This window comes from Legionella hackeliae (genome assembly GCF_000953655.1).
Taxonomy (GTDB): Bacteria; Pseudomonadota; Gammaproteobacteria; order Legionellales; family Legionellaceae; genus Tatlockia; species Tatlockia hackeliae.
Window position 1 is genome coordinate 489,277 of the sequence record NZ_LN681225.1, and the last position, 21,248, is coordinate 510,524.

A 21,248-nucleotide genomic window follows, 5' to 3' on the forward strand; every position below is an offset into this window, starting at 1 on the left:
GTTTAGGCAGTCTGTTCCGAAGCTATTAATGGCTCTGGATAAGACTGCAATATACTGCCATCGTATAGATAGAGAGAACAATGTTTATGCTCTCTGACTTTTTCAATTACAGAAATCATTTGCGAAACGCTTTGTTTTACGGTTAGTTCGCCACGCCCTCCGCCCATATCAGTTTGGACCAATCCTGGAGATATAGGGAAGGCACAGGGGCGATTGCCCAAAGGATTACCTTCATTCAACCATATAGATGCTAATTCAATATTCCAAGTTTGCATGAGGATATTGCCTGCTGCCTTGCTGGCTCGGTAGGAACCGAATCGTCCTTTAAGATTGTCTGCAGTACTACTCAAAGTAGAGCTAATATAAACTGCACAGCTGTTTGCGTGAAGCAATTTTGAGAATAATGCCCGCATGATATTATCATGGGCAAAGGTATTCACTTCCATTGTTTCACGCAGTTGTTCTTCTGTTTCAATTAAAGAATGAGAACCTGACGGACAACGTATAATCCCGGCATTGAGGATTAGAACATCAATAAAGCCCTTTATTTCTTCAGAAAGGTATGCAATAGCTTGTTTATCTCTAACGTCTAGAGAAATTAACAGTAGATTGTTAGAGTAAATTTTTTTCAATGCTAGTAACTCATCTTGATTGCTTTGCTCACGATAAGTCGCATAAACGCAATAACCTGCGGTTAGGTATTCCTTCACAAAACCTAAGCCAATACCGCGATTTCCTCCAATAACAACTGCTGTTCCTACGGCTTTAAGAGATTGATAGTCCATGTGTTTTCCTTTAACCATATATTGGAGCTTTACCGACTAATAAAGGGGTATTAGATGTTTGCGCCGAAAAAAATCTATTTCGGCCAGCGGTTCCTCGAGGAGTTTCAATATCCACAGGAACGTGCTCTATTTGCAACTGAGTCATTTGTTCTTTTAATTTGGAAAAAGCTTCAAGATCAGTTTTAAATTGTTCAGGATCTATTCCTAACGCTTGCTGTTGTTCAGGAGTATAGCGGTTAATACTTTGCATCAACACCTCTCCCTTCATCTGCTGTATATAGTGAATAATCAAAGACATTTTGACAAGAAGCCTGGCAGCAAGCGTGTCATCATTTTCAAGCGAACCGAATTTTGCTTGTGATTTGCGAATCATTAAACTGAAGAGATCCATTAACGGAATAAATGAAAGTATTTGCAAAGTAGGCATTGCTATGTCTTCTAAAGCAGGCCTAATGTCATCCCACATTTTATCGGCGAAAACAGTTCTAATTAGTTGTACACCGCTTGCATACGCAAAAAAGGAAACATAGAGATTTGCCAAGGTATATAGAGCAAATGTTTTGGGATACATCCTTATTTCTGGCGACACTTTATCCCGTGCTGAACCCGTCCATGTTGTGAAATAATTATAAAGTTGATTAAAAATTCCTATGCCATAAAAAGCGCACAATACCGCTGTTGAATAAAGAGGAAGACCTCCCAGAGCAGTACTTTCACCTAGATTAAATCCTTCTAAAAAACCAATGTAAATTGGATTGGCAACCCATCCTATACAACCGGTAATCATAATTCCAGCGCCTAAGACGCTTATCCCGCCATTCGACAAAAAACTATGTGTTTTGCTAATAAAACGACGAAAATAAGATTGATGAGCAGGAGGCGGAGGAAGTGCTGGCATATTGAGTCTTGCTAATTCAAAAAACTCGATGAGTGATGCACCTTCACCTTGAATTGTTCTTACAGCAGCTTCTTCTGTTTGTGACCGTTGATTGATAATAGCTTGTACTGCTTTTGAAAAAGTGCCAATCAGTTGATTTTTATATTTTGCTTGAATAGTTTGTTGTAGATCAGTTAACCGTAACAATTCAAGTTTCTCTTTCGGAGTACAAGATTTTTTTATCAGGGAATACAGTTTCTCCAAAGGGAGAATTGGAAGACGATAATACCAATAATCAGGGGTAAGGATAATGCCCCAGGCTACCCCATGCAAAATAGTTGAGGATAATGTGGAGTGCGATACTGTTAATCCAAGACACCAATCGGTATCACAACCCGGTATTGGAAATAAATAAACAGCAATTGAAAAAGGAACCACACAAACCAATGAGCCCAAGCCCATCTTTAGATATTTGGCAATTAAACTTCTTTTTGTAGGGGAATCAAGTAAGGCTGCAATTTCTTTGGGTACATTCGCTTCTGCTTGAATTGTATCAATTAAATCATCGGTCGCTTTAATTAAAAATAAAGCATTACTTATAGGGTTAGCAATTGCAAAACTGTAAGCCTGCCAAGGTGCTTTCTGTTTTGCATATTCCCAAGCAGGTGGCCAGGCATAAACACCTCCTGTACCTCCTAAAAGTTCTAAAAATAAACCAATCTTTGAACCTCTACCAAAAGGGATGGGGTCGCCATTCGTTTCCTTGATAAAGTGGTCATAAAGTGCTTCCAGGCCATTATCCTGGTGAACTAAAGCCTGAGATTTAGGTGAGGAGGAGATGTCAATTTCGTCTAATTGATCATCTTTTCTAAGTAGAGGGGTTATTTGTTCTTCATTATTTACAGAAGTTTGCGGGGTTACGCTGTTTGTTTTTATTAACGCTTTACTTGTTTGCTCTTTTTTTTCACCATTGAACATCCTAAACATGATAAAAATTTCCTAGTCAGTCCTTTTTAAAGGCGCCAAGTATAAATTAAATTCAAATCAAATACACCAATAAATGATGAATAAAAAACTTAATGCGTCTAATTTTTAAGGGGCAATAGAGTAAAGAAAAAACTTCGTAATCCAGGTGTTGCTTGGCATCCGGATTACGAAGTTTAACCTTTATAGTTTTTGATATAGTTTTTGACTAAACAGAAATAACAGGAGGTTTTTCCAGGAAACCATTTTCAATAAGGGATGATAATTGCTGTTCTATCATCTCCAAATAAGAAGGCGTTTCAATGGTATAATCCGGTGTGATTAGAAGCTCTTCCTGGTACTCATTATCAGCAGAGGAGTTAAGCTTGTACAAGTGAGATAATTTATACAATGCGTTTTGTTCATCCAAGTTACTAATGAGTTGATTCCATTTTTCCTTATCAGAAATAAAGTCAAATAGATAACCTTTATTTTGAGCGACTTTTAAATAATCAAACCAAGATATGGATTTTGCATTATTTAAATTGTATGCAAAGAGCTGTGGGTCTTTGGCAATTTCAATAATTGCGGAAGCTAATAAGTCAACGGGCATCATTTCTACCCTTTCTTGATTCATGACAAAGCCTTGTCGAAGCTGCAACATTCCTTTAAGTCTTAATAAGGTATGATTTGATTCTGCTTCATAAACGCCATGGTTTCCTGAAACAACATTACCTGGGCGATAGACATGAGCGACAATACCTCTAGAAGAGGCTTCTTTTAATAATTGCTCAGCAACCCATTTTGTTGTGAGATAACCATTCATGTTTAAATAGGCATCGATGGAATCAGGAGCTATTGAATGAATGCGTTCAATTGGAGAAATTAAAACCGTTGCCAATGTTGAAATAAAATGTATGGCTTTGTTTTTACGACAAACTGCCATTTTAAGAATTTCATTTACGGATTGGACGTTGGTTTTATAGAGTGTATTGTAATCAAAAACATGATGTACCCAGGCTCCTACATGAAATATGGCATCAATTTCTTGAGTTAATTGCTCATAATCCCTCTCCGATAAACCCAATTTTGGAGCGCTTAAGTCACCTAATACAGGGACTATCCGCGTAGTTTGGAGACTAGGTTCAAGATTATATTTTTTTAGCTTGCCAATTAATCGTTTTAACGCCTCTTCAACATTTGAAGCTCTTATCAGGCAATAAACGGTAGCATTGGTTTTTTCAATGAGCTCATTGATCAAGTGTGCACCAACAAATCCTGCAGCACCAGTCAGTAAAATTGCCTTTGGATCGTGAATGTATGAATTTGTTGCTGGCAAAGGCTTAATTTCAGGAGCAAGACGTATATCAGTTTGTAACTGCTCCTTAAACAAGTGCATGCGTTGTTTTGGATCAATGTTTGATTCAATTTGCGCCGCTAAGGTAGCGATAGTAGGCATTGCAATAAATTGGCTCAGTGATAACTCTTTGCCGATTTTGTTACTTACTACAGTAAGCATTTTGACAACCAATAAGGAGTTTCCGCCACACTCAAAGAAATTGGAAGATGCTCCAAGATCCTGGCTATTCATTTTTAAAATTTCTGCCCAAATCGAAGCAATCTCGAATTCAAGCGAGGTACTTAAAGCGATCACATTTTTCTCAATGCTGATATTATCTTCAACTGCATTAAGTGCTTTTCTATCGATTTTACCATTCACTGTCATAGGGAATGATTCAAGTTCAGTAAAAGTAGCAGGTACCATATATTCTGGTAAAAATGATTTAAGATGGCTTTTAAGATTAGCTACATCGATATAGTCTCCAACCTTTACTGTGTAATAGGCGGCTAAATATGCACTGTCACCTCCACCCTTCAGCAAGACAGCGGTGTGAGTGATACCAGGATAACTGCCAAGCGTTGATTCGATTTCCCCTAGTTCGATGCGAAAACCACGTAATTTTATTTGAAAATCCTTTCTGCCTAAATATTCAATAGAACCATCGTCCATCCACCGTCCTAAATCCCCTGTTCGGTATAAACGTGTATCCTCTGGCAATCCTAGAAACGACGCATAGGGATCTTTAATAAATTTTTCCTGAGTCAAATCATCTCGATAGAGATAGCCTCTTGAAAGACCGCGCCCACCAATGCAAATTTCTCCTACAATCCCAACTGGACACCATTGTAAACTATCATCCATCACACACATGCTAAACTCTTCAAGGGGCCAGCCAATATTGTCTCTTCCCTTATCGATGTCGGATTGGTTTACAAATTTATTATTGGTATATACCGTTGTTTCGGTAATCCCATACATATTCGCCAAACGAGGTTTATCCACTCCATATTTTGCCACCCAGGGTCTTAGAATGGATACCTTTAGGGATTCTCCAACGAAAGAAACATACCTTAAATGCTCAAGTTTTTTATTGGAGCGCATATCTTCGTTGATAAACATTTGAAATGCCGAGGCAGTTTGAGTCAAAACACTCACCTTTTCAGATTCGATGAGTTGGTAAAATTTCTTGGTATCTCGTGTAACCTCATAGGGAATCACTAACAAAGTTCCACCAAATAAAAAGGCTCCCCAAATTTCCCAAACGGAAATATCGAAACAAAAGGTATGGAAGAGGCTCCACACATCGTGAGTTGAAAATTCAAATTGTTTTTTTAAGGACTCAAATAAACAGATGATATTTTCGTGTGAAACACCCACCCCTTTGGGTTTGCCAGTCGATCCTGAGGTATAAAGAACATAGGCTAAATCTTTGGGATTGACTTTGTGTTCTAGTGGTCGATTCACAAAATGGGGTGACGTATGAATACGCTCATCATCCATATAAATAATGCGTTCAGCAGCAAAATCAAGACTCAGGGCATCATGTACTCGGTGCGTTAATAAGAGCGATGCTTGACTGTGATTAATGATGTAATTGATTCGCTCTTGAGGGTATTTTGGATCAACAGGTACATAGGCAGCACCTGCTTTGAGGATGCCGAGCATACCAAAAATCATGTCTTCATTTCTATCGACACATAAAGCGACTAAAGTATCCCCTGATAACTCACGACCATAAAGTTGTTTATATTGCTTTCTGATGTAAAAGGCCCACTGATTGCTACGCTCTTCAATCGTTTCGTAGTCATAGTGATTAGACCCGAAAATCAAACCAATTTCTTTGGGATGACGAGAGACAGTCTCTGTAAACAATTCATTAAGTGATGTGGTTACAACTCGGTCAAGCTTCGCAGTAAAAAATTTTTCTTTCATACGCTGCTTTTCAGCGACATCTAGTAAGCTAAATGATTGAACGAGTCCCTCGGGATTATTAAGAATATTTTTCAATAAAATAGTAAAACTACTCGCAAGACGCTCAATAATTTCTTGTTCAAATAAGGCATCTCTGTATTCGATATAAGCAATGATATTGTCTTTACTTTCTTCCAGCATAAACAGAGAAAGATCAAACTTCGCCGTTTTACAGAAATGATGATGCTCTTGTTGGGCACTTATCCCTTCTAGCATCAGTTTTACTTTTCCTGTATTAGCCCACACAAACATGGTTTGAATGATCGGATGTTGCCCCGAAGCTTTTCTGGGTAAATGTAATTGGGGAGCAATGTGTTCAAATGCGACTTCTTGTTTGCAAAGAGAGGAAAAAATAAGCGATTTGACGCGTGTAAGCAGTTCAAAAAAGCTTTCCTCTTCTTTTAAGGTGATTCTAACAGGGAGGGTATTGATAAAATATCCCATAATCTGTCGTTCAAGATCATGTTCTCTGTTTGCAAAGGGGACACCCACAAGGATATCTTGGCTACGTGTATATTGGCTTAGAAAAATGCAGTAAGCAGCATAAAGAATGTGAAACAAAGTCATTCGATGTGCTTGTGCAAACTCATTCATTTTGCTGCAGGTTGCTTGGTCGAGCTTAAAATAAACACGATTACCTGAAAAAATATCAAGCTTCTCTTTTCCCTGAGGCGTCGTTAAAAAATTTAACCCAGAGTACCCTTTTAGCGAATCGGCAACGGCATTAACTTTTTCGCGGTAAGCTGGGGATAAAAAATGCGTCTGCTCAGTATGGATGTGCTCAAAATAGGATGCTTTAGTTTCTGATTGTTGGATTGCCTCACCACGCAGTGCCTGGTTATAACACTGATTCAAGTCGTTAATAAGAATAGAGAATGATGTGCCATCAGTAATAATGTGATGAAGAATTATAATCAAAGTAAACGCAGTATCACTTAGTTTAACGAGTGATACGCGCATCAAAGGAGCATGATTCAAATCGAAGGGCTTGCTAATTTGTTGCGTAATATATTCCTCAAGTTCTCCAGTGCCGATGTCATTGGTTACCGTAAAATCCAACCCTGCATTTGGGTGCAATAGTTGAGAAATATTACCTTCCGAATCTTTGGCAAACGAAGTGCGTAATATCGGATGTTTATCGAGTAACGCCTGAAATGCTTTTTTTAGGCTATTGACGGAAAGGAACCCTTTCAGCGTATAAATTAAATGCTCGTTATATGCCGTTTTGGCTGCACCATCCATGGAGTGAATAAACCATAATTCTTTCTGGCCAATAGAAAGGTCATATTTTTGTACTTCCAGATCGTGTCTATTTGCAAAAACTAATTCAGGCATGAGTCACCTTTTTTGTACTAATGTAATTAAGCATTTCTCCAAATTCATTGTTTTGGACGACTTCTTCGAAATTCATATCAATGAGAAATGACGTTTTAATGTGTTTGAGTAAGTCAATAAATGACAAGGAGTCACCACCTAACTCTAGGAAATGGGAATTTTTGCTAAGTTCGCCTGCAGAAACGCCGAGAACTTTTGACCACATATCTTTCAACTGTTCTTCCATGGATAAATCTGCATTAGCTGATGTATTTTCGTCCTGAGTCGATGCAGCACGGGTTTTAACTTTTTCAATCTCATAGTGTTTTTTTGTAAAGCAATACGTTGGAATACGTGTTTTTCTTGAATGGGCTGATGAAGGATTGATATTGTCCCAGAAAATAGGGGAGCCATTAGACCATAACCAACCAATCGCTCTTAAAAAGGCCACTTCAGCGCATTGATCTTTTGTCGGGTGGGCACTCATTGCATTTACTGTATCTTGGTCTAAGTTAGAGCACGTGCCAAGCTCAACAAAAATAAACTGAGACTGGTCTTTTTCCGTCAACAAATCATTTTTACTGGTATACAGTTTAATTGTTGACTCTGAAGATTTTATGGATAGGTTGTGTTCATTATCTTCATGGGATAACAAGAGAGGTAATGCCTCTTTGAAAGAGCAAGCACCTAAAATAACGGCAGCTAAGTAAGCACCATTACCTTGGGTAAGTAATCCATGAGCGTCTATTTTTGTTGAAACGATTAATTGAAACAAAGCATATTGAATTGAAAAAGAGGTAAGTTTCGAATGTAATTCAACGTCAACATTATTATTGCAGGGTTTTTTAATATCGATATGGTACTCGTCCTGGATAATGACAGCACAAGAATCAAGCGTCTCTTTAAATTCAGGATATTTATTATAAAGGCTTTCGTATTGAGTTAAGGATTTAGCGATAAAGTCAGACACCACAAAAATAACTTGTGGTTTTTCATGAGAATCACCCTCATGAAGATAGGACAAACTAATCAGGCTATTGTCTTTTTGTAAATTAGTGCTGACGATGAAAAATCCTCTTTCTTTAAATTCAGCGCGTCCTTGTTGAGCAGTGAATGCAAGATTATTGAGGTTTATCATTTCAGTCGTATCAATGTGGTTTTTTAACTTATTAGCCATTAGATACAGTGATTCTCGATTTTTGGCTGAAAAAGGAACTAAGAAATAAGTGTCCTTATTCTCTTGATTTAAGTCATGCCCTGATTCGTCTTCGTTATATTCTTCTAAAATGATATGAGCATTAGTTCCACCTAGCCCAAATGAACTTACCGCCGCGCGAAGAGGAGTTCCGTTAGTTTCCCATTGCAATGTCTGATTCGACACTGTAAATAATTTATTAAATGATGCAATCTCAGGGTTTAGTTTTTCAAAATTCAACGTGGCTGGAATCACTTTATTCTTTAAAGCAAAAACAGTCTTCATTAACCCAAAAACACCGGCCGCAGAATCAGTATGACCTATGTTAGTTTTAACGGAGCCAATGATGCACTTACCTTGTTGTTGTGTGTATTTTTGATACACATTGTGAAGTGCTGTCCATTCGATGGGGTCACCCAACTGGGTGCCTGTACCGTGAGCCTCAATGTAACTAATTTGATCCGCAGAAAGATTCGCATTTTTAAGTGCTTTTTCAATGACAGCAGATTGTCCTTCGACACTTGGAGCTGTAAACGCCATTTTAGAGGAACCATCATTATTGATAGCTCCTCCCTTAATGATTGCATAAATAGTATCTTTCTCTGCAATTGCATCACTCAGGCGCTTTAAAACAACAACACCCACACCACTGGTGACAACAGTCCCTTTAGCACGGGCATCAAAGGCGCGGCAGTAACCATCAGGCGATTCAATCATATCGTCTTGATATTCATAACCATAGTTATAAAAGAGCGAAACGCCGCCTGCTAGTGCCATATCTGAACTATGGGTTTTAAGACTTTCACAGGCCATTTGTACTGAAACAAGTGAGCTCGAACAAGCCGTTTGTAAGGTGATACTTGGTCCAGTCAAATTTAATTTGTAAGATACTTTGGTACTTAAAAAATCTTTTTCATTTCCCAAAATAGCTTGAAATAAACTGGTTTGTGCGATCGGCGAGCCATAAATATGGTTCATAAAATAATCATTTCTTCCTTGTGTCGCAAAAACTGCAATATCACCTTTAAATTTTTCCGGGACATTGCCACTAAACTCTAAAGCTTCCCAGGCACACTCTAAAAATTGGCGCTGCTGAGGATCCATAACTTCAGCATCTTTTACTGAGTACCCGAAAAAATTTGCATCAAAACTAAAAGGGTTCTCAAAAATCGCCCCTCGCTTTACATAGGAATCACTGGAAATGAATGCGTCACTGACGGAGTTGGCTTTCAATTCTTCAGATGATAATTGTCGCAAATTAGTTTCTTCATGAATTAGAAGATTCCAAAAAGACTCAGGATCGTTTGCTCCTGGAATCCGACATGCCATTCCCACAACAGCAATAGGTTCGTTGAATCTCTGTTCTGTCACTGATTGTTGCAGCTCAAGGCTTGGTTTTTCTTGTTTGCCTTGTTTCTTTGTATTAGTCGACTGAATAAGTGTCGAAATTCGCTCAGTGAGTTGGGTTAGGGTGGTATATTGAAACAATTCAACAATGTTAAGTTTTATAGCAAAGGCATCTTCAAGTTCTTTGCGAACCATCATCGCAGCCAGGGAGTTACCCCCTAAATTAAAAAATGATTCGTCTTTTCCAAAATTACTAAAATTCAAAATTCTCGACCAAATTTTAGAAATGGTATCCTCAACTGATGCTGATTTATCTAAAGCCTCAGCAGTGTCCTCAGCTTGAAATTCCGGAGCAGGCAAGGCCTTTCTATCTAATTTGCCATTCGTGGTAACGGGTAAAGTATCTAAATAAATGAAGATACTTGGGATCATATAATCCGGTAGAATTGCTGCTAAATGATGACGAAGCAGATTATCATCCACTGTATTGTCGGCGACATAGTAACCCACTAAAAAGGAGAGATTTTCGTTTTTGTGAAGTAGCACAACGCTATGTTTTATTCCAGGATATTCAAGGATCTTGGTTTCTATTTCTGCTAATTCAATTCTGTATCCGCGTAGCTTCACCTGAAAGTCATTACGGCCAGCATATTCAAGGTTGCCATTGGGTAACCATTTCACCAAGTCACTGGTTTTATAAATGCGAGGATACCGTTCGCCACTTTGGAGAAAAAAAGGATTCGTAATAAATCGCTCCTCGGTGAGGTCGGGCTTATTTAAATAGCCTCTAGATAAACTAGGTCCGCCAACGTAAATTTCACCGATAATGCCAATGGGTACCAGTTGAAGATGTTTATCAACAACAAAGCCTACTCGATTTGAATACGGTTTCCCTATAGGTACTGAGTTTAATAAACTAAAATCTTCATTAATTGGATAAGTTGTGCAAAAGGTACAGTTTTCAGTAGGGCCATAGGCATTAATCAAATTTTTTGGCTTATAAGGGGAGTTCATCAAATTGAGCATTATATTTTTAGTTAACGCTTCCCCGCCGACCAATAAAAATTTTAATGGAGCAAATACGGTTTCATCAAGTGTATACAGTAAGTCAAATAAAGCTCTTGTGATGAGAAGAATAGTAAGATTTTTTTTATCTATAGTTTCTTTAAATAGTATGGGGTTAGACAACAGCTCGAAAAAATTATCAGGGATAAATAAGCGTGCACCATTTAATAATGAACCCCAAAGCTCAAAGGTTGTTGAATCAAATGACACATCAGAGAAAAATGCCATTGTGTCTGATTCATCGGCGTAAAAATAATTGGCACAAATGACTTGTGAGATAACGTTAGCATGTTGTGCCAATACTCCTTTTGGGGCACCAGAACTTCCAGAAGTATAAATAACATAGGCTAAATCGGTAGGACTAAGTTGAATATATAAATTTTCGGTGGATTCTTTTAAAAATAAGCGCTCATCAAGGACAATTTGCTGAAGATCACCATGATTATTTTTAAACTGCTCGGATGATTGATTCCCAGTTAAAATAATTTTGCTGTTAATATCAGTCAAAATATGTTGAATACGATTAGTCGGATAATCTGGATTAATAGGGACGTAAGCGCCACCCGCTTTTAATATCCCTAGAATTCCTATAAGAAAGTCAGCACTTCGTCCCACACTGATAGGAATCAGTGTATCTGGTTTTAATTCTTCCTGGGTTACAGATTTATATTGCTTTCTAATATATCGTGCTAATTGATTGGATAGTTGATTAAGTTCTGCAAAGCTAAGAACAACATCTTTATACTCAATAGCTATATTATTGGGTGCTCTGGCAACTTGTTCCTCAAATAACTGACATAAGGTTTTGAATTCATAAGATAGCGTTTCTAGAGCCCTATAATCATAAATAATTTTAGAATATTTCCCGGCCGGCAAAGAGGACTTTTCAATGCCGAACTCTTCTAATTGTTTATTATTTAATGACAATTTAAACCTCTCCTTGTAAAGCAATCAGGACTCAAAGGATTCGCATTTCTCGAGGTATTAAGTGCCAGTTAAAAACTATTGGCTGGCACTAGCGAACTTAATGTCCTTATTTTTTGCCAAAGATTTGCGTAGAGCTAGAATGCTGATGATGATTAGCAACGCGCAAAATAAAAACGCGATGCCAGCACCATAGAAATTCAAGCCGCCAGTTAGCAAAGGACCTACACCCCAAGTTACTGAAGACAAAGCAGCTACAACACCCATTACACGACCTTGCCAATCACTTTCTGTTGTGTCTGAAATTAGAGTTAACAGTGCTATGTACATCAGCCCTGTAAATGCTGAGATACAAGTAAACAAAAGCACGTTTAATGCAAAAGATTGAATGCCAAGGGATATAAAAAGGTAAGCGAGTAGCTGAATAACCAGAGTAAAGAATACGACTTTTATTTTTTCAAAGTAATCAAAGAGATACTTGCCACCAAACATTAAAGTGAGTGAGAAAATAATCGCTTCGAAACTTAATATGAAATCTGTAGAAGAGTTTTGAGCAGGAAAATATCGACTCAAAAATACGGGGATATCCGAAAAGAACAAACCAAAAGCAACCATGGAAAATAAGACGGCTTGTAAATAATTACTTAATAGGGGTTTACTAAAGGCAATTTTGATATTTGCAAAATCTTTTATCAGATTGAACTGATCTTTGGATTTTTGCGGGACATAGGTTTCTTTAAAAAATAATTGAATACTTAAAAATCCAATCGCACTCATTATAGCCCCAATTAAGAATGTAGAAGCTCCAATTGGGCCTACATTGAAATGCATGAGTGCACCACCTAAAATGGGACCTAAAGAAAAGCCTAAGCAATTTGATAACATTAAAATTGAAAGATAAAATGATTTGTTTTGTGGTGTACTAATATCAACTGCGGCAGCTTGTGCTACTGATAAAGAACCCGCAGTCATTCCTGAAATAATACGGCCTAAAATTAAAAACCAAATACTACTCCAATAACAACCCAATGCACTCAAAATAAAGCCCATTGTTAAACCTAGCATGGAAATCTTTAACCCAGGTTTACGACCGTATCGATCAGCAATTCCTCCTAAAACCGGAGCAAAGAAGAACATAAAAACGCTGTAAATCGCTAATAAAAACTCATACAACATGTATCTTGAAGTTTCTGAAACAGTGTCGGGTATGATATTAGAATGACTTTTGAAAAAGAGGGCTGCAAAGATGGAGAAGGCGATGCCCCATCCCATTGAATCGACGAAGACAACCCAGATTAGGGATGCAATTCCTTTTTTATTATTATTCATATGTACACTCTCCATATGCAGTTTATCCATTATTTAGTCAGTGCGTTCTCAACGCGGGCATTATATACATTTATAATCTTTGGGAGCAACTTAATTGCGCAAAAAAAAACTTATTCATGGACATTGGCATTGATAAAAGGAGTATTTTCTCAGAACATTAGCATTATGAGAGTAGTAATCGCTAACTGGATATTTATTTTCTGATTATGGATTTATATTATGACAATATCATTTACTTCCCAGATTCATCCTCCTGCGTCGTTAAGTCACCCTGCATTTTGGTTCATTTTTCATGAGGAAGAAATTCTTTTAAAAAATAATAAAATACCCCAGTTTTCAAGTATCCATGAACTGCATCTAACTATTGAGCGGCAAATTTATTTAGGGATGTATAGAGGAATTCCTTGTTTTACGGTGCAAATTAGTCAACAGCCTGTTGCATTAACACAGGACATGACGTTTCAGCATATTCGTCAAGCTCATGAAACTTTAGAAGACGATGAGTTATTCCAAGTTGTTTCTAGGAGTAAACAACTTTTGCACTGGGATAAAAGTACGCAGTTTTGTGGGTACTGTGGTGAAAAAACTCTATACAGCGATAAAGAGCGTGCAAAAGTTTGCTCTTCATGTGACTCGTTGATATTCCCACAAATTTCGCCGGTCATGTTGGCACTAATCTGGCGAGATAATGAGATTTTATTGGCTCGTTCGCCTCATTTTCTTCCAGGCATCTATAGTACATTGGCCGGATTTGTTGAGCCTGGAGAAATGCTTGAGCAGACTGTCCGGCGAGAGGTTAAAGAGGAAGTAGGAATTACCGTAAAAAATATGCAATATTTTTCATCTCAACCCTGGCCATTTCAGAGTAATTTAATGTTGGGTTTTATTGCTGAATACGACAGTGGTGACATTCAAATCGACACTAATGAACTAGAGGATGCGCAATGGTTTTCACTCGATAAGCTTCCTAAGTTGCCAAAACCAATTAGTCTTTCACGACAAATGATTGATAAGTATTTAGCAATGCGAGCATAATTTTGTAGCCTATCCCTTTGACAGGCTACAAAGTCATCTTTGAGATTTGTTTGGATGAGGATAGATTGAGTTTCTGTTCTACCTCAACGGGGGTTAGCTCTTCGTACCGGACTGTGAAACCCTGTTGATGAGCAATGCGATAATTTCCATTGGGTAATTGACATTGAACTAATTGATTATCAGGCAGCAATTTACCCACAAGATGCTCACTAATGACCTTCCCTTGAGCAATTTTCAATTGAGTCGAAATACGGCCTTCAGTAAGCAAGCGTGCATCGATGTTTATCGTTGTACTGTCATCCTCTGAAAAGATTTGCAGCGTATGGGTAACCGGGCCGCGAGTGTCATGAGGATCTTTGGCTTCAGCATTGGCATAGCCAGTATCACCATTAATGAATACAACCTGGTCATCATTACTACGTAAAATTGCGGGATGATCGCCACAAGGTTGATGTCCTGTGAGAACTACAGAGATTTTGTTTTTAGTTAAATAAGAGCTCACTTCAGGTGAAACTTCAGTAAATCGTCTTTGATCATCGAGCATGGACGCGGTGACTACCGTTCTAAAAGGGGCAGGGACAGTCATCGAAAACGTATCTAATGGAGAACTTGCGGCACGTAATTGCAATGCAATAGTTGCGGGATCAGAGTTGGCCCAATTCCTTACTTCTGATCGAAACCAATAATTGAATTGACTTACCCACACGCGTGCATCAGAAATCAATTTATCAGTAGGCGTCATACCAGGGATGCGTCCAATATTGACAGGAGTTAAACCCCCGTGCACTACTAAAATTTCAGTATTAGGTACAATAACGGCAGCTTGTGCATTCTTAAGATACTCACCTACCAATCCTGTGGGGGATGTCATGTCCATGATACTATTGAGTATCATGGACTCTGAGATCTCATCAATTTTTTTTCCCAGCTGCGCCGCAAGTTCTTGAGCATGATAAGAGAAAGTGTTGGTACAGCCTAAATTTTCTTCGAGCATCCACTTTAAATAAATAAGTTGACAGTCTTCTGTGCTTAAAGTGTATACATACTCACTTAATTCCTGTGAATTCTGAGGTGTTTTGCCATATTTAAGCATGTGCTTTTTGACGTAATCTGAAGGGAGTTGATGAGGGGCTGATTGAAGCCAATGAGGGGCCGTACCCTTAATTAGGCGATCACGAATATGTTTTGGATGTAATTCGGTATGAAAACGGGTTTTACTCGCTTCCCGATTTCCAGCTAGCAAGAAAACCCGGGAAGGATAACGTTTTTTGAAAGTCAGGAGCTGCTTAAGTAATTTCATATCTCCAACCCCACGGTCTGTGAGATCACCCCCATAAACAAAAAAAGGATTTACTGCCGAAGGTTGAAATGCTAATTGCCCATGTTTATCAAACTCGACTATATGACTGCGTGCAATTGAATTGGCAAAGGATGCATCATGGCCTTCGCTATCTGTAATATGGAGCACACTTGCAGGACGACGGCGACGAACATTAAATCCCACCCTGGAATGACAGGCAGCTCGAAACATAGAATAAATCTCCTTGTACAGAGGAATTGCTGAGTTCTAATCCCTTCGAAACGCCGATTATAACGTAGAAGTAACACACAAAAAATATGGAATGAACCTTTGGAGGAGATTAGCTTAATCGATAATTTGATGAAGTAACAACAGCTTCATTGATCTTATATTCCTACGTCCCTGGGCAGGCTGCGCGACGTAGGAAGCAAGCGTATTAATGATTAAAAAAATGGCTCAATGCAGCAATTTTTTTAATCAAGAACTGCCAACCCTTGAGCATCTGTACAATTCTTTCTAACGAGTTTAGCTGAACTTTATCAATTAGTAGCTTTTAATTCGGATTGTCTTTCCAACAGGAGTAAAGCCATTGTATTTGTGCTTACCATCAACTGTTTCTATGTAAAAATCCATTCCAGCATGACAGCTATTGTAATAGAAAAGACTGATATAGTTTGGTTCACCCCAACGCTTCATTGTAAAGGGGACCAAATAAGTACCATCATCAAATCGACCGTAGATATTAATATCATCGAAACTATCATTGACAATTTCTATCTCACAGGGACCCGGTGCAAAAGTCGTTTCATTTGTTTCGGCACTTGCATGAAAGTGATGATTTTCTGCAAATGCTGTTGATAACAAACCAAAACAAGCTACAAAAACGAACGATCTAATTTTCACATCAACCTCCATTGTTCTTAAATAGGCCGCCAAGAGTATCACATGAACATAATCAGAATAAAGATAAGCCACTGATGACAAATAGAAATAAACTGAAAATATTGCGTAAAATTTAACCTAACAAGCAAAAAAGTGATTATTTAGCCGGGATAATCGGTATACCGAGATTAAATGAGAACGAAAATGTCAAAATTTATGAAATTAGTTGTAACAGGAGAAAGTGCAGGGATAGTTGAGGTTACCATTGACAATACTTCCTCTGACCTGACTGCAACATTTACTTATACTCCCGATTCAAAGATTCCTATGCCGAAAGAGATGGTATTTGGGTATGTTGACGGGCTTGGAAAAACGCATGTACTTGCCATGATAAAAAAGGAAAATGGTCAATGGACGTCAATGAGAACGATGGCTCCTAATGAGAGCAGTGATTTTTTTATGCATCCTAATGTGAAGCCTGGAGAGATGCTTCAAAAACCTAATATTAACCATAAAATTACCTTGGTAGAGGGAAAAATAGTGACCTCCTATCAAAACTCCGAAGACATAATTCACGATGAAAATGATGTTAACACTTGGGTGAGTGCTTTGAGGGACCTCCAGGTTAAATCCATCCCAAAAACCGAGTCCGGAGCAATTGATTTAACAAAAGCTGAACATATTGCTGAGGGTGGGACTCATGTGCTTTATCGATTTCCCAATGCTCCTTTTGTAATTAAATTGATGAAGCATAACCCCGATCCTAAAGAGCTTGAAGAGTTGGAAAAGAAATATGCTGTTTTATACGATTGTTTTGATAGAGATGGAAAGAAAAGATGCATACGGGAACAACATGTCACACTGCCAGTGCTACTCCCAGGAAAAAAAATTCAGAACGCTGCACTGTCAATCGTTCCCTATCAAAAATGTTTCAAGTCTAAAGTGAAATTTGATTTCAAAATGGAACCTGCTGAACTGGACCCATACTTAATAAATCATAATAAAGGGTTATTTGATAGGGCTAATAAAGCGCTTATTTATCATGATGGTTCTCAATACAGTTTTAATCTGAGTGATTATGTGAATATTGATGAGCGAATCGGTGGTATTTTGCAACGTTTAGATAGTGATGCTCAACTGCGAGAAGTGATGAGTGAGTTTCTAAATCATTATCGGGAGTTTTATCAAAAAACAAATATCATTTTAGACACGGTTGGTCTGGAAAATATTTTATTTTTTAAAGATGAGCAGGGGGATTGGCAATTTAAAATAGGGAGCGCTATCAAACATGATACAGGAAAATATACGAATGAATTATTTACAGCTATGCACGCAGGCAATGAAGTAAACCTTAGTATTTTTTTTAATTTTACTCATGCCTATTTTTCACCGGCAAACATTCGAGCTGCTAATGCCTGTGCAATGAAATTAGGGTTAGCGCCTGTTATTAATGATGTGATAATCCATTCTCAGGAGTTATTTAAAATAGCTCAGGAGTTATCCATTGGAGAGCGAATGTTGGCTTATGCGCGACATGGTGATTTTGAAACAGTGAATGAAATTCTTCAGGCAAATAAGGATCACGTTAATTTTAATCTTAGAGATTTTTGGGCATACCCTATGATCGCTGATGAATATATTAAGCAGGGGCAATCTCCTCAAAATTATCTGAAGACAGTAAGTCAATTTCCCGTCCTGTTGCCTGAAGATGAGGATGATGCAAAACGGGTACAAGGAGCAAAAATAAATATTACGGCACGACTAGACGTGCATAATAAAAAAATATTACTGCATAAAGAGCTGCAATTCTTCTTCTTTTCTCATAAGCAATCACAGGAAACTACAGCTAAGAACGATAACTCTTTATCGCCAGAGACAGAGTTTCAGCAAATTTAATAAGGGGGCGTCGTCGATGCTTATATAGACAACCCGGTTGCAAGCAACAGGCTACAGCTAAGTTAAATAGCAGTTGCTTGCAACCGGGTTTTTCACGAGCAATTATTGAAATGGAAACAGTTCCCATGAACCTGTGGAGGGGCCGATGACTAGCCAATTTCCTCGTTCAGATTGAAAATAAACATCATTGGTGCGATTGTCTTTATAAATATTAGACTTCATGACAACATTATCTGTGATGAACCTTGACCTTCCGATACCCACGATTTGCCCGGCCTCCAAATCGTCTGTCGCTTCAAGTACCACTGCTGCGAGATTTCCAGTTTCTGTGTCGATTAAAAGATTGGTAGAGTGTAGTTCGCTGCCTTCTTCCCATGATATTTCTTGCAAGCTGCTTCTTTTATTATCGAGTAGCGCGCTTATCCTGCTTTGTTTCAAAGCAACATCAACGATAATGGGATCGATTTGAGTTTCTTTAATTGCATCTATCTGATCAGGTATTTCTAATAATTGAATGGCCTCAAATACCCCACTTAAAATCATTAGGCCCCCCGTCACCCCGAGGGTTGAAAATCCCCTGGCAACCCCTTTGTAATTAAATCGGCTGTTGCTAATTTTAATTTTAAAATCTTTCAGTAAGACTTGCTTTACTCGTTCTGAAATCGGCATCTTTGTTTAACCAGAGTGCTTGTTTATAGTATTCATAGTTGCATTTTATATGGCAAATTAATCGCTCCAGTTCAACATTAGCATCTGCAATATCAGTAATCGAAACAAAGTCAGCAATTGTCTTAACATAGGGGGCTGCTTGTGAATCACTGGATAGATTTTCATTAACAGCTCCAGTGGGGGATAATTTTGTATTTTTAAAGAATGATTGAGCTGCCTCGACATCATTATGTAAACCGGCGTCGTCTCTGAGTGATGACAATAATGTTCCACCACCCACTTCAAGACCAGCACCTACAGCTGCCCCAATCCCAGCACCAATTGCAGTTCCTAACCCAGGTTCTATCAAGGTACCAATAACAGCCCCCGCTATAGCTGCTGCCTGTGTGCTTAAAAAGAACTCCACAACACCTGCTAAAAATCGGCAGCATCGTTTGGAACCCCAAAAGATTGGAAAAATTTAGAAATTTCTCCTGAAATGGGATCCATGAATTGATAATCATTTTCGTCAACCTTTGCAAAGAAATCGATCATTGCTCTTTCAGCTGGTTTATTATCATCCATCGATTTTTTTAGTGCCTTTAAAGCATTTATCGCATCATTCTTGATAGATAGTGAAATCAGATATAAAACATGTCTTGCACGGCTCGGATGATTCAGCAGTTCAATGATAAAATTGGTGACTTTAGTCACGGTGTCATCGATTTTTGCTAAATCCAAACTTTTGGCAAAATCAACAAAAGGCTTTTGTGAACCTGCAATTTTATTAAAATCCTCGATAATCTGCTTTCTGTATTCTGCAAATTCCTTTTCTAAATTTGAAGTCGTTGAAGTGGAGCTTGATGTGGGATTAGTCCCCGATTGAACAAAATCACCCTCAAGGAGTTTTTTCACTTTATTGAATGACGCAATTTTCTTGGCTGCCTCAAATCCAGGAAGAAATATTTTGTCTAATAACGCGCTTTTGAGAATATTTTCATGACATAAAATGAAATGGTCATTAATGCGCTTGGGCGTTAATGGTTTATTCTCATAGATTACAGAATAAGGAAGCAGAACACAGGGGCGAATGGTTGATAATCGCGTGACAATAGTATAATTTGAAATTATTTCAAAATAATTAAATTGTACTGTATGACATCTGTTTGTATTTGAAACCACGCGAGTTTGTTTGTTTTCGATTCCAGAGTCTCTGGTTTCTTCTATCCTTACTTTTCTATTTTGCTTAAAATCATTGGCAGTATTAATCACACTTTCAGTGGTGTTTGTTATCGTATTTGATACATGAGGCTGGAGTTGTGACGAAATACCGCCATCAGCACCAGCTTCCAGGGTTATAGGCGTATCAGGAATTTTAATGCTTCCTCCCTCATGACCATTCAGATGCAATTGATTATTAGCTGTAAGCTCGTCCAAGATTTGTTTAGTATCCCGCTGTGTAACAGTCGAGCTCGATTTCAGCTCAAGCTCGGTGGATAATTCATTCTCATTTTTAATAATTGATTTATCCCAGTAGTGATATTCCAGCGTTACGGTTTCTCCAGGAGCAAGCTCTAATGTTTTTATTAATTCCCCGCGTGAATAACCCAGGTGATGCCATTCCTGCTCATAGCTAACAAATAGTCCGACGGAATATTTTAATGAGTACGTAAAATAAGGATTGAACAAAGGACTTATTGAGATTGCATGAGACAATTTATCAAGATCCTGTAAATCCTTTTTAGAAATTTGAATAAAAGGGCGAATGTTACTGATAAATAATTTATTTTGAGCATCCTCGATGTCATTGATAAATTGCTGATAGATTTTATGGACTTCGGTTTCGTCAATTTTTTGTTTCGCGCTTACAATTTTATTTTGAGCGAGTAACTGTAGTTTTTCTGCTGTTCTGCCTTTTGAAGCGGGGGCTGGTATGAGTCCAGAATTGATTTGTTTTGTGATTGGAATATTGTCATGAAGATGGGCAGCAATTTTATTTGCGGCACTTTCTTTCTGTTTAGCCGTTAAGTGCTTGAAGGGGTGACAAGGATTAAAATAAAGATTCTTCTTGCCGCATTTATCAGGCTTAATAATTGGAGAAATCTGGCTATATCTAACAATAGATGGCTCTTTGTTTACCTTAAGCTTTGAATCACACTCAGCGAGTTGAGTTAGCTCAACGGTAACCTCTCCAGTACTATCTCCCTTAGTTTTCATACACTCTCCATATTCCATTCTGGATAAGCTTTTTACTGCGATTGATTAATTATTGCACATATTTGAAAAATGTTCTGAATCCTCTAGACTTCATACTTAAAGAAATATTATCTCATCAGTAGACTACAACCATTGCGCAACAATAGAATCACACATTT

The 21,248-nt window shown here is 38.0% G+C and carries 12 protein-coding genes; 2 read left to right on the top strand and 10 right to left on the bottom strand.

Translation table 11 applies throughout. The features are described 5' to 3' along the window. Window positions 1–2 precede the first annotated feature (2 nt). From LHA_RS02335 to LHA_RS02355, 5 genes are all read right to left on the bottom strand, one after another. Complete coding sequence (locus LHA_RS02335; RefSeq protein ID WP_045105114.1) at window positions 3–785, bottom strand: SDR family NAD(P)-dependent oxidoreductase; 783 nt, start codon at window positions 783–785, stop codon at window positions 3–5. Between the two features lie 10 nt (window positions 786–795). Continuing rightward, window positions 796–2,649 carry a hypothetical protein gene (locus LHA_RS02340; RefSeq protein WP_156413569.1) on the bottom strand — a complete coding sequence of 618 codons (1,854 nt, stop codon included), beginning with the start codon at window positions 2,647–2,649 and terminating at the stop codon, window positions 796–798. 205 nt (window positions 2,650–2,854) lie between these two features. Next, window positions 2,855–7,273, bottom strand: coding sequence for a non-ribosomal peptide synthetase family protein (locus LHA_RS15900; RefSeq protein ID WP_052673557.1), 4,419 nt, complete (start codon window positions 7,271–7,273; stop codon window positions 2,855–2,857). Continuing rightward, window positions 7,266–11,786 (bottom strand): amino acid adenylation domain-containing protein, encoded by a 4,521-nt coding sequence (locus tag LHA_RS02350; protein ID WP_052673558.1) that lies wholly within the window; start codon window positions 11,784–11,786, stop codon window positions 7,266–7,268. Before LHA_RS02350 ends, LHA_RS15900 begins: the two co-directional genes overlap by 8 nt. 75 nt (window positions 11,787–11,861) lie before the next feature. Next, window positions 11,862–13,112, bottom strand: coding sequence for an MFS transporter (locus tag LHA_RS02355; protein WP_045105116.1), 1,251 nt, complete (start codon window positions 13,110–13,112; stop codon window positions 11,862–11,864). Window positions 13,113–13,331: 219 nt separating this feature from the next. On the opposite strand from LHA_RS02355, the gene nudC reads away from it, so the two are divergent. After that, complete coding sequence (gene nudC / locus LHA_RS02360; RefSeq protein WP_045105117.1) at window positions 13,332–14,147, top strand: NAD(+) diphosphatase; 816 nt, start codon at window positions 13,332–13,334, stop codon at window positions 14,145–14,147. Between the two features lie 25 nt (window positions 14,148–14,172). Here nudC and LHA_RS02365 read toward each other — a convergent pair whose 3' ends face one another. Further along, on the bottom strand, window positions 14,173–15,678 hold the full coding sequence (locus LHA_RS02365) for a metallophosphoesterase (protein ID WP_045105118.1): 1,506 nt from the start codon (window positions 15,676–15,678) through the stop codon (window positions 14,173–14,175). A 312-nt stretch (window positions 15,679–15,990) separates the two neighbouring features. After that, window positions 15,991–16,350: a hypothetical protein gene (locus tag LHA_RS02370; RefSeq protein WP_045105119.1), complete on the bottom strand. Its 360-nt coding sequence runs from the start codon at window positions 16,348–16,350 to the stop codon at window positions 15,991–15,993. Window positions 16,351–16,533: 183 nt separating this feature from the next. On the opposite strand from LHA_RS02370, the gene LHA_RS02375 reads away from it, so the two are divergent. Continuing rightward, window positions 16,534–18,225, top strand: coding sequence for a hypothetical protein (locus tag LHA_RS02375; RefSeq protein WP_052673559.1), 1,692 nt, complete (start codon window positions 16,534–16,536; stop codon window positions 18,223–18,225). A 102-nt stretch (window positions 18,226–18,327) separates the two neighbouring features. On the opposite strand, the gene LHA_RS02380 is transcribed toward LHA_RS02375, so the two are convergent. The 3 genes from LHA_RS02380 to LHA_RS02390 form a co-directional block, all read right to left on the bottom strand. Next, window positions 18,328–18,768, bottom strand: a complete 441-nt coding sequence (locus LHA_RS02380; protein WP_045105120.1) for a hypothetical protein — start codon at window positions 18,766–18,768, stop codon at window positions 18,328–18,330. 79 nt (window positions 18,769–18,847) lie between these two features. Next, window positions 18,848–19,300: a hypothetical protein gene (locus LHA_RS02385; RefSeq protein ID WP_045105121.1), complete on the bottom strand. Its 453-nt coding sequence runs from the start codon at window positions 19,298–19,300 to the stop codon at window positions 18,848–18,850. 8 nt (window positions 19,301–19,308) lie between these two features. Continuing rightward, window positions 19,309–21,090 (bottom strand): hypothetical protein, encoded by a 1,782-nt coding sequence (locus LHA_RS02390; protein ID WP_045105122.1) that lies wholly within the window; start codon window positions 21,088–21,090, stop codon window positions 19,309–19,311. Window positions 21,091–21,248: the final 158 nt, after the last annotated feature.